This is a genomic window from Aeromonas sp. S19(2024), from assembly GCF_041402625.1.
GTDB lineage: Bacteria > Pseudomonadota > Gammaproteobacteria > Enterobacterales > Aeromonadaceae > Aeromonas > Aeromonas caviae.
The window spans coordinates 416,734-430,735 of sequence record NZ_JBGLQU010000002.1 but is presented as its reverse complement, the minus strand read 5'-3'; the positions used below and the strand labels follow the sequence as shown (position 1 = coordinate 430,735).

Here is a 14,002-nt window from a genome sequence, read left to right as displayed (position 1 = left end):
CAGCGGATGAAGACCGGTTTCAATTCCCTATGAAGCCCCGTCCTCTTGAGTACGTAGGTTCACTTTACGCCCCGGTCACTGAATCGGGACTGAACCATGTTCACCCTGGCAACGCTCAGAGACGGATCCCGAGCGACTGGCGCAGATAGGCCCCTGCCCCGAGCAGCCCCGGCCCTTCATGGGTGATGAGGAAGACCGGAATGTCTTTGAGATAAGACTTGAAGCGCCCCTTGTCCTCGAAGGCGACCCGAAAGCCCGATCCGATGAAGAACTCCTGGAAGCGCGGCACTATGCCACCGGCGATGTAGACACCGCCGAAGGTGCCCATGTTGAGGGCCAGGTTGCCGGCAAAGCGGCCCATGAGCACGCAGAACAGGCTCAAGGTGCGGCGGCAATCGAGGCAATCCCCCGCCAGCGCGCGCTCGGTGATGTCCTTGGGGGCAAAGGATTCAGGCTCGCGGCCATCGGATTTGACCAGGCCGCGATAGAGATTGACGAGCCCGGGGCCCGAGAGGAAACGCTCCGCCGACACATGGCCCAGCTCGCCGCGCATCACCTGCAGCACCGCATCTTCCTCTTCCGTGTTGGCGGCGAAGTCCACGTGACCGCCCTCACCCGGCAGGCTCAGCCACTGCTCACCGGCCTGCACCAGGTGGGCGACGCCAAGGCCGGTCCCTGCGCCATAGATGGCGATGGGCTTGCCGGCTACCGGAGCCGCGCCCCCGAGCTGGATGCGATCGCTCTCGCCGAGCACGGGCACCGCCAGGGAGACGGCTGTGAAATCGTTGATCACCTGCAGGCGCGCAAGGCCGAGGTTGGCCTGCATCTCGCGGATGGAGAACTCCCAGCTGTGGTTGGTCATGGCGACCCAGTCACCATTGATGGGACAGGCGATGGCGATGCACGCCTCGCCCACGGTGGCATCGTGTTCTTCGAGATAGAGGCGCACCACGGCCTCCAGGCTGGGATGGGCCAGCCCCGAATAGGTTTTTGCCTGGGAAATGGCGCCCGTCGCCAGTTCACAGAGGGCCAGTCGGGCATTGGTACCGCCAACGTCGCCCACCAGCGCATGGGTATGCTGCATAACAAACTCCTTCGTTACCGACTCGGGGCGGCCCTTACCGTCCCGACATTATTATTTGGCTGCAATACTACTCGAGCCCGCAGCCGGGCTGCGCGATTTATGCAGACAAGTGTGCGCCCGCTCACAGTGTTGTTGCTTTGCAACATTTGTAAGCGTTTTCAAGACGCAAATGGAAGTTTGCAACTAAAAACACGAAATAATTAGACATGAGTCATACTTTGCAGGGCCGAGATTAGTTCCGATAAGCGCTTGTCTTGTATAGTCATCGCGGAGACTGGAAACCTGCTTGAGCTGTGAATTTAGTGCACAGACACTGAAGTTAAATTACAAAAATGCCTGGTGGTAATGATGAATACCCTCGATAAAATTACGAACAATCTGGAAAGTTTCAGTAAATCAGAGCGTAAGGTGGCTGAAGTGATCCTGGCCTCACCCCAGACCGCCATTCACTCCAGCATTGCTACCCTGGCCAAGCTGGCCGATGTGAGCGAACCGACCGTCAACCGTTTCTGCCGTCGCCTCGATACCAAGGGTTTTCCCGATTTCAAGCTGCACCTGGCCCAGAGCCTGGCCAACGGCACCCCTTATGTGAACCGCCACGTGGAAGCGGAAGACGGCCCGGACACCTATACCGCCAAGATCTTCGAATCCACCATGGCCTGCCTCGATGCAGCCAAGAACAGCCTGGACATCTCGGCCATCAACCGCTGCGTCGATATTCTGACCCAGTCCAAGAAGATCAGCTTCTTTGGTCTGGGCGCCTCCTCCGCCGTCGCCCGGGATGCCCAGAACAAGTTCTTCCGCTTCAACATCCCCGTGGTGAGCTTCGATGACATCGTCATGATGCGCATGAGCTGCATCAACAGCAGCGAAGGGGACGTGGTTGTCCTCATCTCCCACACAGGCCGCACCAAGGCCCTGGTGGAAATTGCCGCGCTGGCCCGGGAAAACGATGCCACCGTCATCGGCATGACCGCCAAGGACTCTCCCCTGGCCCGCGAATGCAACCTGGTGCTCTCCATGGACGTGCCGGAAGACACCGACGTCTACATGCCCATGGCCTCGCGCATCGCCCAGCTCGCCCTGGTGGACGTGCTGGCCACCGGTTTCACCCTGCGCCGTGGCATGAAATTTCGCGAAAACCTGAAGAAAGTCAAAGAAGGTTTGCGCGAATCCCGCTTTGATACCCCGCACTCCTCCTGATCATTCGGGGGTCCGCCCCCGACTGTCTATGCCAACGGGCTTGGTGTAGTATCGAAATTCAATCAAACAAGGCCACCCAGATGGCCTGCCAGTTGGCGCCATGCCACATGCTTGACGGGGCAGTATTTCAAGTCATATCAACTTCACATTGGAGTCTTTCATGCCAAGACGTACAAAGATTGTTACCACACTCGGTCCGGCGACCGATCGCGACGGCATTCTCGAGGGGATCATTCGCGCCGGTGCCGACATGGTGCGGATGAACTTCTCCCACGGCACTCCTGAAGATCATATCCAGCGCGCCAACCAGGTGCGTGACATCGCCGCCAAGCTGGGCCGCCACGTGGCCATCATGGGCGATCTGCAAGGCCCCAAGATCCGCGTCTCCACCTTCAAGGATGGCAAGATCTACCTCGCCATCGGTGACAAGTTCATTCTCGACGCCGCCCTCGGCAAGGGCGAAGGCTGCCAGGAGCAGGTCGGCATCGACTACAAGAGCCTGCCGCAGGACGTGGTATCCGGTGACATCCTGCTGCTGGACGATGGCCGCGTGCAACTGAAGGTCGAGCAGGTCGAAGGCACCCGCATCCACACCACGGTGACCGTGGCCGGCCCGCTCTCCAACAACAAGGGCATCAACAAGAAAGGTGGCGGCCTCTCTGCCCCGGCCCTGACCGAGAAGGACAAGGAAGACATCAAGACCGCCGCCCGCATGAACGTGGACTACCTGGCGGTCTCCTTCCCCCGCAGCGGCGATGATCTGCGCTACGCCCGCGAACTGGCCCGCGAAGCCGGCTCCAACGCCAAGATCGTGGCCAAGGTCGAGCGCGCCGAGACCGTCGCCAGCGACGAGGCGATGGAAGACATCATCCTTGGCTCCGATGCCGTCATGGTGGCCCGTGGTGACCTGGGTGTCGAAATCGGCGACCCCGAACTGGTGGGTGTGCAGAAGAAGCTCATTCGCCACTCCCGCCGCCTGAATCGCGTGGTCATCACCGCGACCCAGATGATGGAGTCCATGATCAACGCACCGCTCCCGACCCGTGCCGAAGTCATGGACGTGGCCAACGCCGTGCTGGACGGTACCGATGCGGTGATGCTCTCCGCCGAGACCGCCGCCGGCCAGTTCCCCATCGAGACCGTGACCTCCATGGCCAGCGTCTGTGTGGGCGCCGAGAAGCACCCGAGCCTGAACGTCTCCAACCACCGCATGAGCTACACCTTCACCTCGGTGGAAGAGGCGGTGGCCATGTCCACCATGTATGCGGCAAACCACCTGGAAGGGGTCAAGGCGATCGTGGCGCTGACCGAGTCGGGCACCACCCCGCTGCTGATGTCCCGCATCAGCTCCGGCCTGCCCATCTTCGCCATGTCTCCTCACAACAAGACCCTGGCCTGGGCCAACCTCTACCGCGGCGTCACCCCCGTGCTGTTTGATGGCGACGAGACCAAGCCGGTCTACGAGGTGTGCCGCGACGCGCTGGACGTGCTCAAGGCCAAGGGACTGCTGCAAAGCGGCGACATGGTATTGCTCACCCACGGCGACAAGATGGAGACCGTCGGCAGCACCAACACCTGCAAGGTGATGATGGTCGAGTAATCGCCCCTCCTCCCTGCAACAAAAACGGCTCCCGCGGGAGCCGTTTTTTTATGGGATCTGCCCAGGTTCAACCGCGAAACAGCTCCACCTTGTCTCCATCCTGCAGGCTGCCGGCGCCGCGCACCACCACCTTGTCTCCCTGCTTGAGAGCGCCGCTCACCGCCACTTCCCGGCTGTCCCCAAAGAGCACGGTGACCGGCACCCGGTTCACCGTGAGCGCCTCGCCGCGCTGCTCCACCTGATAGACCACGCTTCCCTCGGTGCCGAGCACCAGGGCATCCCGTGGCAGCAGCATGGTGTGCTGCTCTCCCATCGGCAGCGCCACCCGCACTGGCGAGCCGATGATGAAGGTACCCGCTTCCGGCTTGAGGCGCAGCTCGATGAGCCGGGACTTGGGATCGGCGCTCGCCGCCCGCTGGTAATAGATGGCGTGGCTGCTGAGCTGCTCCCCTTCCACCCGCAACCGGGTCTGGGTGGCCAGTTGCCGGGCCCAGGCAATAGGCGCACGCAACCGGATGTCCGGCTGGTCCGGATTGACCAGCTCAAGCGCCTGTTCGCCCGCATCCACATGCTCCCCCGGCTGGATGAAGTGTTCATTCACCACCCCGTCAAACGGGGCAAAGATGCGGCTTCTGCGCAGCTGCTCCTCAATCTGGCGCACCTGCACCCGCGCCAACTGATCGGCCAGCTCAGCCTGCTCCACGTCATAGCGCGCCTTGTCATACTGGCTCTGGGAGGCACTCTTTTGCTGGTGCAAACGATCCAGGCGCTGGAACTCGGCGCGAGCGTAACGCAGGTTGCTCCCCTCTCTGGCTTGTTCCGCCCTCGCCTGCTCCAGCGAGAGGCGCAGAGTCGCGCTGTCCAGGCGCAGCAACTCGTCCCCCGCCTTCACCCGGCTGCCAAACTCGGCTATCCACTCCACCCGACCGCTCACTTCGGCGCTGAGCGCCGCCTGCTGGCGGCTCGCCACCGTGCCGCTGACCCAGATGCTGGCCCCCGCCTCTCCCTGGGCCACCTCCGCCAGCGTCACCATCTTGCTTTGTGCAAGCGCAGGCAGCCCGCCAGCCAGCAGCAGAGCCCCCACCACTATCCTTGTGAAACCTTGTGTCATCGATGAGCTCCTTGCTCAGGCACGCTGCCGAAGGGCGTGCGGTATGTCGGTCTGCTCCCCCAACCGCAGGAAGGCGGGCAACAGGATCAGGGTGAAGAGGGTGCTGCAACTCATGCCGCCGACGATGACGGTGGCCAGCCCCCGGTAGATTTCGCTCCCCTCGCTCGGACTCAGCATCAGGGGCAGCATACCGAAGATGCTGGTGAGGCTGGTCATGGCGATGGGACGCATCCGGCTTTGCAGAGCATCGGTGACTGCCGACTGTCGGCTCATCCCCTCCCGCTCGGCCATCCTGGTCTGGTGCACCAGCAGAATGGCGTTGTTGACCACCAACCCGAGCAGGATGACGAAGCCGATGATGGTGAGCAAGTCCATCGGCAGCGGCGCCACCAGACCGCTCAGGTGCAGCGCCAGCACGCCGCCTACGGTGGCGAGCGGCAAGGTGAGCAGCACCAGCACGGCATCCTTGAGGGAGGCGAAGACCCCCCACAGCAGAATGAGCAGTATCATCACGGCGAACAGGAAGATGCTGCCGAGGTTGCCGAGCGCCTGCTGCAGGCTGTCGGCATTGCCGGCGACCCGCAGCTCCCCCCCGGCCGGCAGCAACGGCCGGATGGCGGCAAAGCTCTTGTGCTGCAGGGTGTCGAGCACCTGCTCCATGCTCATCCCCGCAGGGGGCGAAATCTGCAGGCTGATGCTGCGCCGCCCATCGGATCGGAAGATGCTCTCAGGCCCGAGTTGCGGCTCCACCCGCAGCAGTTCCCCAAGGGGAACGATACGTCCGGACGGGGTAGCAAGCGGCACCGCCTTGAGCTCGTCCGGGTTGGCGGAGGCCTGCCCCATCAGCAGGATGTCGAGCCGCTCATCCCCGTCGAAATATTCGCCGACCCGCAGACCATCGCCAAAGGTCTGGATGATGGCGGGCATGGGGGAGCGATCCCAGCCCACCTCGGCCAGGCGCCTGTCCTGGGGCACCAGCCGAAGCTCGGGAGCGGTGAAATCGAGCCCGGGTTCTGGCCTGACCTGGGCGCCGGGCAAGTCCCGCTGCACTATGGTCATGCTCTCCCTGGCCGCCTGATAGAGTTCGGGCAGCCCACCCCCCTGGATCAGCAGGGAGATGCTGTTTTCACTGTCAAAACCGCCAAACAGGGACCCCTGACCGCCAAACACCCGGGTGTCGGGAATGCCCACCAGCAACTGCTTCATCAAGAGCTGCTCCAGCACCTTGATCTGGCTCTCCTCCTTTGGCCGCACCCCGATCTGGGCACCGCCCGGGTAGCGCAGGATGTAGTAGTTCTTGAGGACAGGCCCCTTCTCCCCTTTCATATAGGGGTCGAGGCGGGCAATCAGGGTATCGATCACCTCCTCCCGCTGGGCCTTGAGATTGACCCCGGGGGTGAAACTCATCCAGACGTCGATGGCGTCCCGCTTCACATCCGGCAGGTAGTTCATCTTGGGCAGCAGCAGCCAGCTCGCCAGCACAGGCCCCGTCATCATCAGGACGATGATGGCCCAGCGCCTGGGGGCGGTGGCAGTCCAGCGGATCACATGGCGAGTGGCGCGGCACCACAGGCGCTCAAAGGGATCAATCAGCCGCTCGTGCCCCATCCAGCGCGCCGCCACCGCAGGCAACACCGTGACCGCCACCACCATGGAGACCGTCACCGCGCAGGCGATGGTGAGCGCAAGATCGGCAAACAACTGCCCTTCCACGTCGTTGAGCAGGAGCACCGGCAGGAAGATGGCGACCGTGGTCAGGGTGGACGCCACCAGAGCGGTCCACACCCGGCGGGTGCCCTCCAGCGCCGCCTCTCCCTTGCTGATGTCACCCCGCTCATGGCGCCGGTAGATGCTCTCAAGCACCACGATGGCGGCGTCGAGCACCATGCCGACCGCAAACGCAATGCCCGCCAGGGAGATGATATTGAGGGTCCGCCCCATCACCTTGAGCAGGCAGAAGGTGAGCATGATGCTGATGGGAATGGCGATCGCGATCATCAGGGTCGCCTTGAGCTGGCGCAGAAAGACCCAGAGGATGGCGCAGGAGAGCAGCACCCCGAGCCCCAGGTTGGCGGTCACCATGCTCACCGCCCGGTTGATATAGAGGGAAGCGTCAAACGACTGCTCCATGTGCAGGCCGACCGGCTCCAGCACCTCCCGGTTGAGCTCCCCGACCTTGGCCTTGATCCCCTCGAGCGCCGCCAGGGCATTGGCGCCGCTCTCCTTGAAGATCTGCGCCGCGATGGCGGTGTTGCCGTTCTGGATGCGCAGCACCGGGTTCTCCTCCCGGGCCACTCTGATCTCGGCAACGTCCCGCAGATAGATGGGCAGGCCGTCACGCCAGTCCACCACCTTGTCCCCCAGGGCCGCCACGTCATAGCGACCGGCAAAGCGCAGCTTGTACTCCCAGCGTCCGATGTCGAGGGTGCCGGCCGACACATCCCAGCCCGTCGTTGCCCGGCTGGCGAGCACCGGGATCTCCACCCCCAGCTCGGCGGCGCGGTAAGGGTCGAAACGGATCTGGATCTGGCGCTCGTTGATCCCCTCGATGTCGACCGTGGACACCCCGGGGATCCGCTCCAGCTCGGGCTTGACCCTCGCCTCGATCAGCGCCTGGTGATCGTCTATCTCCCCCTTGGCGCCGGGCAGTTGCTGGATGAAGAAGAAGGTCAGGGTGTCGTTGCTGCTGTAGTTGTTGACGTAGGGGCCACCGATGTTGTCCGGCAGCCCCGAGACCCGGTTCAGGCGGGAGATGACGTCAAGCTGGGCCCGCTGCATGTCGGTGCCGAGGGCAAACTCCATGTCGATTTCGGTGAAGCCGGGGTAGCTGTTGCTGCTGAGACTCTTGAGCCCCTGTACCCCCTGCATCTCCTGCTCGATGGGATCGGTTATCTCCGACTCCATCTCCTGGGGCGAGGCCGAGCGCCAGTCCACCGTGATGTTGAGGTGAGGACGGTCTATGTCGGGAAACAGCTGGACGGGCAGTCCCCGGATGCTGAGCAGGCCCAGCAAAAAAATCAGCACGACCGAGACCGCCACCCAGATGGGGCGTTCGATCGCCGTTTTGGCGAGGTTCATTCACTCTTCCTGAGTTGTTGTTATCGGCCATTCCGATGGCCTTGCTTCCTGCCCCAAGGGTGGGGGCCATTGCATTAAACTGGAATTAATCGACCTTGTAAATGCCTGGTTAAACAACAAAAAACCGGCCACTAGGGCCGGTTGTCGGTTGACGCTCCGGGTCAGGCTGCGCGCTCGACCGGGTTCGGTTGAGACAATCCTTCCAGCTCGCCAGGAGCGAAGTTGTCCACCTGGATAGCCTCGTAGCGCAGGGCATCGGCGGCCAGCAGCTTGTCCGCCTCCTCCTTGCCGAGGATGGACTGGGACAGAGCGGCAGCCACCAGCTCAGGCAGCGCCAGCTTGCGGGGCAGTCTGCCCTCTTTCTGGGCCTGCACCAGCTTCTTCTCGATGGGCTGCACCGAAACCATGGCCTGGAAGGCACGCTCCATCAGCCCCACCGGATCCGCCTCGTCCTTGCCCACATAACAGAGCGCGGTCAGACGATCCCGGAACTCGCCCGGCGTCATCATGGCCAGACAGATGGCATGGCAGCGATCATCCGCCGGCATCTTGTAACCGACGCCGAACGGGAACACCACCCGCTTGAGTACGGCACCCACCACCTTGTTCGGGAAGTTCTGGAAGAAGCCCTCGAACGCCTTGCCAATCAGGTAGAGGTTGCGCTCCACCGCGTACTGCACGAACGGCAGGTCAGAGACCATGCGGCCCTGATCCTCGTAATGCTTGAGGGTGGCGGAGGCCAGGTAGAGGTGACTCAGCACGTCACCCAGACGGGCGGAGATCATCTCCTTGCGCTTGAGATCCCCGCCCAGCATCAGCATGGAGACGTCGGCGCACAGGGCAAGCCCCTTGCTCATGCGAGAGAGCTGCTTGTAGTAGCGGGCGGTTTCGCCAGCCACCGGGGCGCTGTTGAACTGGCCCAGGGTCAGTCCCTGGAACAGGGCACCGAAGAAGTTGCCGGTACCGAAGGCGATGTGCTTCATCAGCAGAGCGTCAAACTTCTCGAGACCGCGCTCCACATCGGTGTCGGCCGCCGCTTCCAGCTCGGCAAACACATACGGATGGCAGCGGGTGGCCCCTTGCCCGAAGATCATCAGGTTGCGGGTCAGGATGTTGGCCCCTTCCACCGTGATGGCCACCGGAATGCCCATGTAGGCGTAGCCGGTGTAGTTTTTCGGGCCCAGCTGGATGGCGCGACCGGCATGGATGTCCATGGAGTCATCCATCACCTGGCGGGCCATCTCGGTCATGTGGTACTTGGAAATCGCGGTGACGATGGCCGGTGCCTGACCCAAATCCAGGGAACCTGCGGTCATGCGACGAGCCCCTTCGAGCTGATAGGTGAGGCCGCCAATGCGGGCCAGCGCTTCCTGTACCCCTTCAAACTTGCCGATGGACATGCCGAACTGCTTGCGCACGTAGGAGTAGGCGCCCACGGTGCGGCTCGCCATGTGACCACAGGCGGTGCCAAGGGCAGGCAGCGAGATGCCGCGACCGGCGGAGAGGCACTCCACCAGCATGCGCCAGCCACGGCCGGCGTAATCCGGGCCACCGATGATCCAGTCGAGCGGAATGAACACATCCTTGCCGAAGGTCGGGCCGTTCAGGAACGCCAACCCCATGGGGTAGTGGCGATCGCCGACGCGCACGCCTGGGTGACTGGTCGGGATCAGCGCACAGGTGATGCCGATCTCTTCCTTGTCACCCAGCAGTTTTTCCGGGTCATAGAGCTTGAACGCCAGCCCCAGCACGGTGGCACGCGGCGCCAGGGTGATGTAGCGCTTGTTCCAGTTCAGACGAATGCCCAGCACCTCTTCACCCTTGTGCATCCCCTTGCAGACGATCCCCTTGTCCGGGATGGCACCCGCATCGGAGCCCGCTTCCGGCCCGGTCAGGGCGAAGCAGGGTACCTCCTTGCCGTTGGCCAGCCCCGGCAGCCAGAAATCTTTCTGGGCCTGGGTGCCGTAATGCATCAGCAACTCGCCCGGGCCGAGGGAGTTGGGCACCATGACGGTGACCGCGACGCTCAGGCTCTTGGTGGCGATACGGGTGACGATGGTGGAGTTGGCAATCGCCGAGAACTCGCGGCCGCCGTAGGATTTCGGGATGATCAGGGAGAAGAAGCCTTCTTTCTTCAGATAGTCCCACACCGGCTCCGGCAGGTCCTTGGTCTCGTTGACGATCTTGAAGTCGTCCACCATGGCGAGCAGGGTTTCGACCTGGTTGTCGATAAAGGCCTGCTCTTCTGCACTCAGCTCGGCCTTGCCGTAGCCGTGCAGTTTCTTCCAGTCCGGGTTGCCGCGAAACAGCTCCCCGTCCCACCAGACGGAGCCGGCCTCCATGGCCTCCCGCTCGGTGGCCGACAGGGGCGGCAGTATCTTCTTGAAGATGCCGAACACGGGGCGGGTCACCACCTTTTTACGGATGGCGGGGACACCGAGCACCACGGCTATCGCCAGCACCAGCAGGACAAGCAATGTGATCATACCGAAGTTCCTTCTATTTCACTGTTTCCGTTGATTATTGTTAGGTGTTACACGGCCAGGGAGAGCCTGGTCGACTCCACGGGCGCCCCGACACCGGACGCCAGATAAGGAATGACGTTGCGCACCAGCCCTTCCACATCGAGCTGCTGGCCAAAATCGGCCTGGGCGATGTCACGCAGGGCATCCGCAGAGGCCATGGTGAAGACGACGGTGCCCAGGGTGAAGTGCAGGCGCCAGAAGAGATCCGCTGGCGACAAATCCGGATTGGCCTTGGAGATGGCCTGGGTGATCCCGTGCAGGGTCGCCCCATAATGGGTGGTAATAAAGCGGCGCAGGTGACCCTGACTGTCGATATAGCCGCGCCCCAGCAACTGCATGAAGAGCGCCGGGCCATTCGCCCTGACGGCCGACAGTTTCATCAGGGGTTCGACAAAGCTCTCGAACACCTGCAACAGGGTCAGCTGATCCTGCGCCATCAACGTCTGCAACCGCCCGTCCAGTGCCGGCATGAAGAGGCTCAGATAACGGTCGAGCACCGCCTGGATAAGCTCCTTCTTGGAGCCGAAGTGATAATTGACCGAAGCCAGGTTCACATCGGCCTCGCTGGTGATCAGACGCAACGAGGTATCGGCGAACCCCCGCTCGGCAAACAGCACCTCGGCGGCATCGAGAATACGGTTCTTGGTATCGATTTTACTCACTGGACACCTCACTTAAACGAATGTTTAAAAAGTACGTTTCACGCCCACCCATGTCAAGAGAATGTGAACAAGTGTTGGCTAAATGTTTTTAATCAAAAAAGAGGGAAGATGGCGGGAACTTCGCGGCGAGACGGCACTCTATATCTATGCCACTGCAATTAAACATTAAGTCTCGCCCAACCTGCGTCATGCTAGTTGGGCATTTTTTTGCCCTGCCGTCACCCGATGCGCCGGCAGAGAACCAAAAAAAACCGTCGCAGGGGCGACGGCGGGGAAAACGGGTCTGACCATCCAGTGTCGACCCATCGATGGGTGTTCAGGCTTGCATCGATGTCGCCATCCTCGCAGTGAAACGTCATCAGACTTTGTCAGCACAGACCCAAATTGTGACAAAGTATGGCAACCAGCCACATGGCCCGGCTTCGCCAATCTTGCTATGCTGTCGCCTCATGCCAGAGGGGAGAGAAGATGAAGTATACGGTCGATACCCACACGCACACCGTCGCCAGCACCCACGCCTACAGCACCATTCACGATTACCTGCCCATCGCCAAAGCCAAGGGAATCAAGCTGTTCGCCACCACGGACCATGGCCCGGACATGGCAGATGCCCCGCATTACTGGCATTTCGTCAATCTGCACGTGTTGCCCAGGGTCGTGGACGGGGTCGGCATCCTGCGCGGCATCGAAGCCAACATCAAGAACATTGACGGTGAAATAGACTTCCCCGAGCGCTACGAATCGCGGCTCGACATGATCATGGCGGGCTTCCACGAGCCGGTGTTCCCCCCCTGCGATCAGGCGACCCATACCCAGGCCATGATCAACGCCATCCGAAGTGGTCGAGTCGACATGATAAGCCACCCCGGCAACCCCGCCTTCCCCATCGATATCCAGGCGGTGGTCAAGGCAGCGGCAGAGTATCGAGTGGCGCTGGAGGTCAACAACTCCTCGTTCAGTCACTCCCGTGCAGGCAGTGAAAGCAACTGCCGCGCCATCGTCGAGGCAGCGCGCGATCTGGGTGCCTACCTCACTTTCGGCTCCGACTCCCACGTGGCATTCAGCCTCGGCGACTTTGATCACTGCCATCGGCTGGTCACCGAAGCCAACTTCCCACATGAGCGGATCCTGGCCCGCTCCCCCCGCGCCCTGCTCGATTTTCTCGAGAGCCGCGGCCGTGCTCACATCCCGGAGTTCGTTGACCTCTGATATGCCTTAACATCATGAGCCAACTCATAAAATCGAGTTGGCTCAATTGACTTGTCCGGCTTTTTTCACGACTCTGAACATCAAGCCGCCGGTATAGCTCAGTTGGTAGAGCAGCGCATTCGTAATGCGAAGGTCGTAGGTTCGACTCCTATTACCGGCACCAGACAGACGAAGGGTTGGCCTCAGTGCGAGGCCAACCCTTCGTGCTTTTTGTCCCGGGTCTCTGGCCAAGACGCCGGTGTGACTGCACCAGAACCCCCTCCCCCTCCAGGACACCGCCATCCGCGACGGTCCTGTTCATCTTTCAGAGCCTGACGCACCAACCTGGCCCCACCATCAGAGAGGGCAGCCAGGCAGCCACGCCCCGGCTGCACCTGGGTGAGCATCGTTATCCCGGGGCGCCTCAGCGCTGGGCATAGATCTGGTCGAACACCCCGCCCTCCTTGAAGTGAGTGCGCTGGATCACAGGCCACTCGCCGAAGGTCTTCACCACGTCGAGGAAGGTGGCGTTCGGGAAACGGTCTGCAAACTCGGCGAGGATCGCCGGGTTGCGCGGGCGTAGATAGTTGCTGGCAGCAATGCGTTGGCCTTCGTCGGACCAGAGATAGGCCAGATAGGCTTCGGCCTCCTTGCGGGTACCCTGCTTGTCGACCACCTTGTCCACCACTGACACCGGCAGCTCGGCCACGGCGGTGACGCTCGGATAGACCACCTCGAAGCTGCCACGACCAAACTCCCGGGCAATCATCTCGGCTTCGTTTTCGAACGTGACCAGCACGTCCCCTATGCGGTTCTGGATGAAGGTGGTGGTGGCAGCGCGGCCGCCGGTGTCGAGCACGGGAACCTGCTTGAACAGCTTGCCGACAAATGCCCTGGCCGCATCTTCATCGCCCCCCTGCTCCAGCACATACCCCCAGGCAGACAGGTAGGTGTAGCGGCCGTTCCCCGAGGTCTTGGGGTTGGGCACGATGACCTGTACCCCCTCCTTGAGCAGATCAAGCCAATCCTTCAGCCCCTTGGGGTTGCCCTTTCGCACGATAAACACGGTGGCCGAGGTGAAGGGGGCGCTGTGATCCGGCAGGCGATCCGCCCACCCCTTGGGCACCAGGCCCCCATGCTCGGCGAGGGCGTTGATGTCGGTGGCCATGTTCATGGTGATGACATCGGCGGGCAGGCCGTCGATGACGGCGCGCGCCTGCTTGCTCGATCCGCCGTGGGACATGTTGATCTGCAGTGGCTCCCCGCCTTCGGCCTGCCAGTGCTTCAGGAAGGCTCCGTTGTACTCCTTGTAAAAATCGCGCATCACGTCATAGGAGGCGTTGAGCAGGGTGGTCGCCTGGGCCAGCGGGGCGAGAGCCAGTCCTGCAACAAGCAGGGTGGCGGGCACGAGTCGTTTCATTTCACATCCTTGGAATGAGGGGCGAGTGACTGACTATAAGAGTCGACCATTTATTCTTTGAAAGAATAATTACGGCACAGCTTATGCGATAAATGGCATCTCCTGGGTCCAGCGCAACGGATGACGGCGAT

At 62.0% G+C, this 14,002-nt stretch carries 9 protein-coding genes and 1 tRNA gene; 4 read left to right on the top strand and 6 right to left on the bottom strand.

The genetic code is table 11. The features are described 5' to 3' along the window. Positions 1-115 precede the first annotated feature (115 nt). On the bottom strand, positions 116-1,084 hold the full coding sequence (gene glk / locus ACB037_RS06310; protein ID WP_371175052.1) for a glucokinase: 969 nt from the start codon (positions 1,082-1,084) through the stop codon (positions 116-118). A gap of 345 nt (positions 1,085-1,429) precedes the next feature. Here glk and ACB037_RS06305 point away from each other — a divergent pair, with 345 nt between their 5' ends. Together ACB037_RS06305 and pyk are read left to right on the top strand one after the other, a co-directional pair. Beyond that, a complete protein-coding gene (locus tag ACB037_RS06305; RefSeq protein WP_039041240.1) occupies positions 1,430-2,287 on the top strand; it encodes a MurR/RpiR family transcriptional regulator in 858 nt (285 codons plus the stop codon). A 160-nt stretch (positions 2,288-2,447) separates the two neighbouring features. Beyond that, a complete protein-coding gene (pyk, locus tag ACB037_RS06300; RefSeq protein ID WP_041214849.1) occupies positions 2,448-3,887 on the top strand; it encodes a pyruvate kinase in 1,440 nt (479 codons plus the stop codon). Between the two features lie 67 nt (positions 3,888-3,954). Here the strand turns inward: pyk and ACB037_RS06295 are convergent, their stop codons facing one another. The 4 genes from ACB037_RS06295 to ACB037_RS06280 form a co-directional block, all read right to left on the bottom strand. Further along, positions 3,955-4,998, bottom strand: a complete 1,044-nt coding sequence (locus tag ACB037_RS06295) for an efflux RND transporter periplasmic adaptor subunit (protein WP_053288309.1) — start codon at positions 4,996-4,998, stop codon at positions 3,955-3,957. Positions 4,999-5,013: 15 nt separating this feature from the next. After that, a complete protein-coding gene (locus tag ACB037_RS06290; RefSeq protein ID WP_371175051.1) occupies positions 5,014-8,076 on the bottom strand; it encodes an efflux RND transporter permease subunit in 3,063 nt (1,020 codons plus the stop codon). Between the two features lie 161 nt (positions 8,077-8,237). Beyond that, positions 8,238-10,562 carry an acyl-CoA dehydrogenase gene (locus ACB037_RS06285; RefSeq protein ID WP_371175050.1) on the bottom strand — a complete coding sequence of 775 codons (2,325 nt, stop codon included), beginning with the start codon at positions 10,560-10,562 and terminating at the stop codon, positions 8,238-8,240. Between the two features lie 47 nt (positions 10,563-10,609). Next, positions 10,610-11,263: a TetR/AcrR family transcriptional regulator gene (locus ACB037_RS06280; RefSeq protein WP_005324182.1), complete on the bottom strand. Its 654-nt coding sequence runs from the start codon at positions 11,261-11,263 to the stop codon at positions 10,610-10,612. A 468-nt stretch (positions 11,264-11,731) separates the two neighbouring features. Here ACB037_RS06280 and ACB037_RS06275 point away from each other — a divergent pair, with 468 nt between their 5' ends. Beyond that, positions 11,732-12,472 carry a phosphatase gene (locus ACB037_RS06275; protein ID WP_005324180.1) on the top strand — a complete coding sequence of 247 codons (741 nt, stop codon included), beginning with the start codon at positions 11,732-11,734 and terminating at the stop codon, positions 12,470-12,472. Positions 12,473-12,559: 87 nt separating this feature from the next. Continuing rightward, positions 12,560-12,635 (top strand) — tRNA-Thr (locus ACB037_RS06270). A 240-nt stretch (positions 12,636-12,875) separates the two neighbouring features. On the opposite strand, the gene ACB037_RS06265 is transcribed toward ACB037_RS06270, so the two are convergent. Next, the gene (locus ACB037_RS06265; RefSeq protein ID WP_371175049.1) at positions 12,876-13,871 is read right to left on the bottom strand and encodes a sulfate ABC transporter substrate-binding protein; all 996 of its coding nucleotides are present in this window, start codon (positions 13,869-13,871) and stop codon (positions 12,876-12,878) included. Between the last annotated feature and the right edge of the window lie 131 nt (positions 13,872-14,002).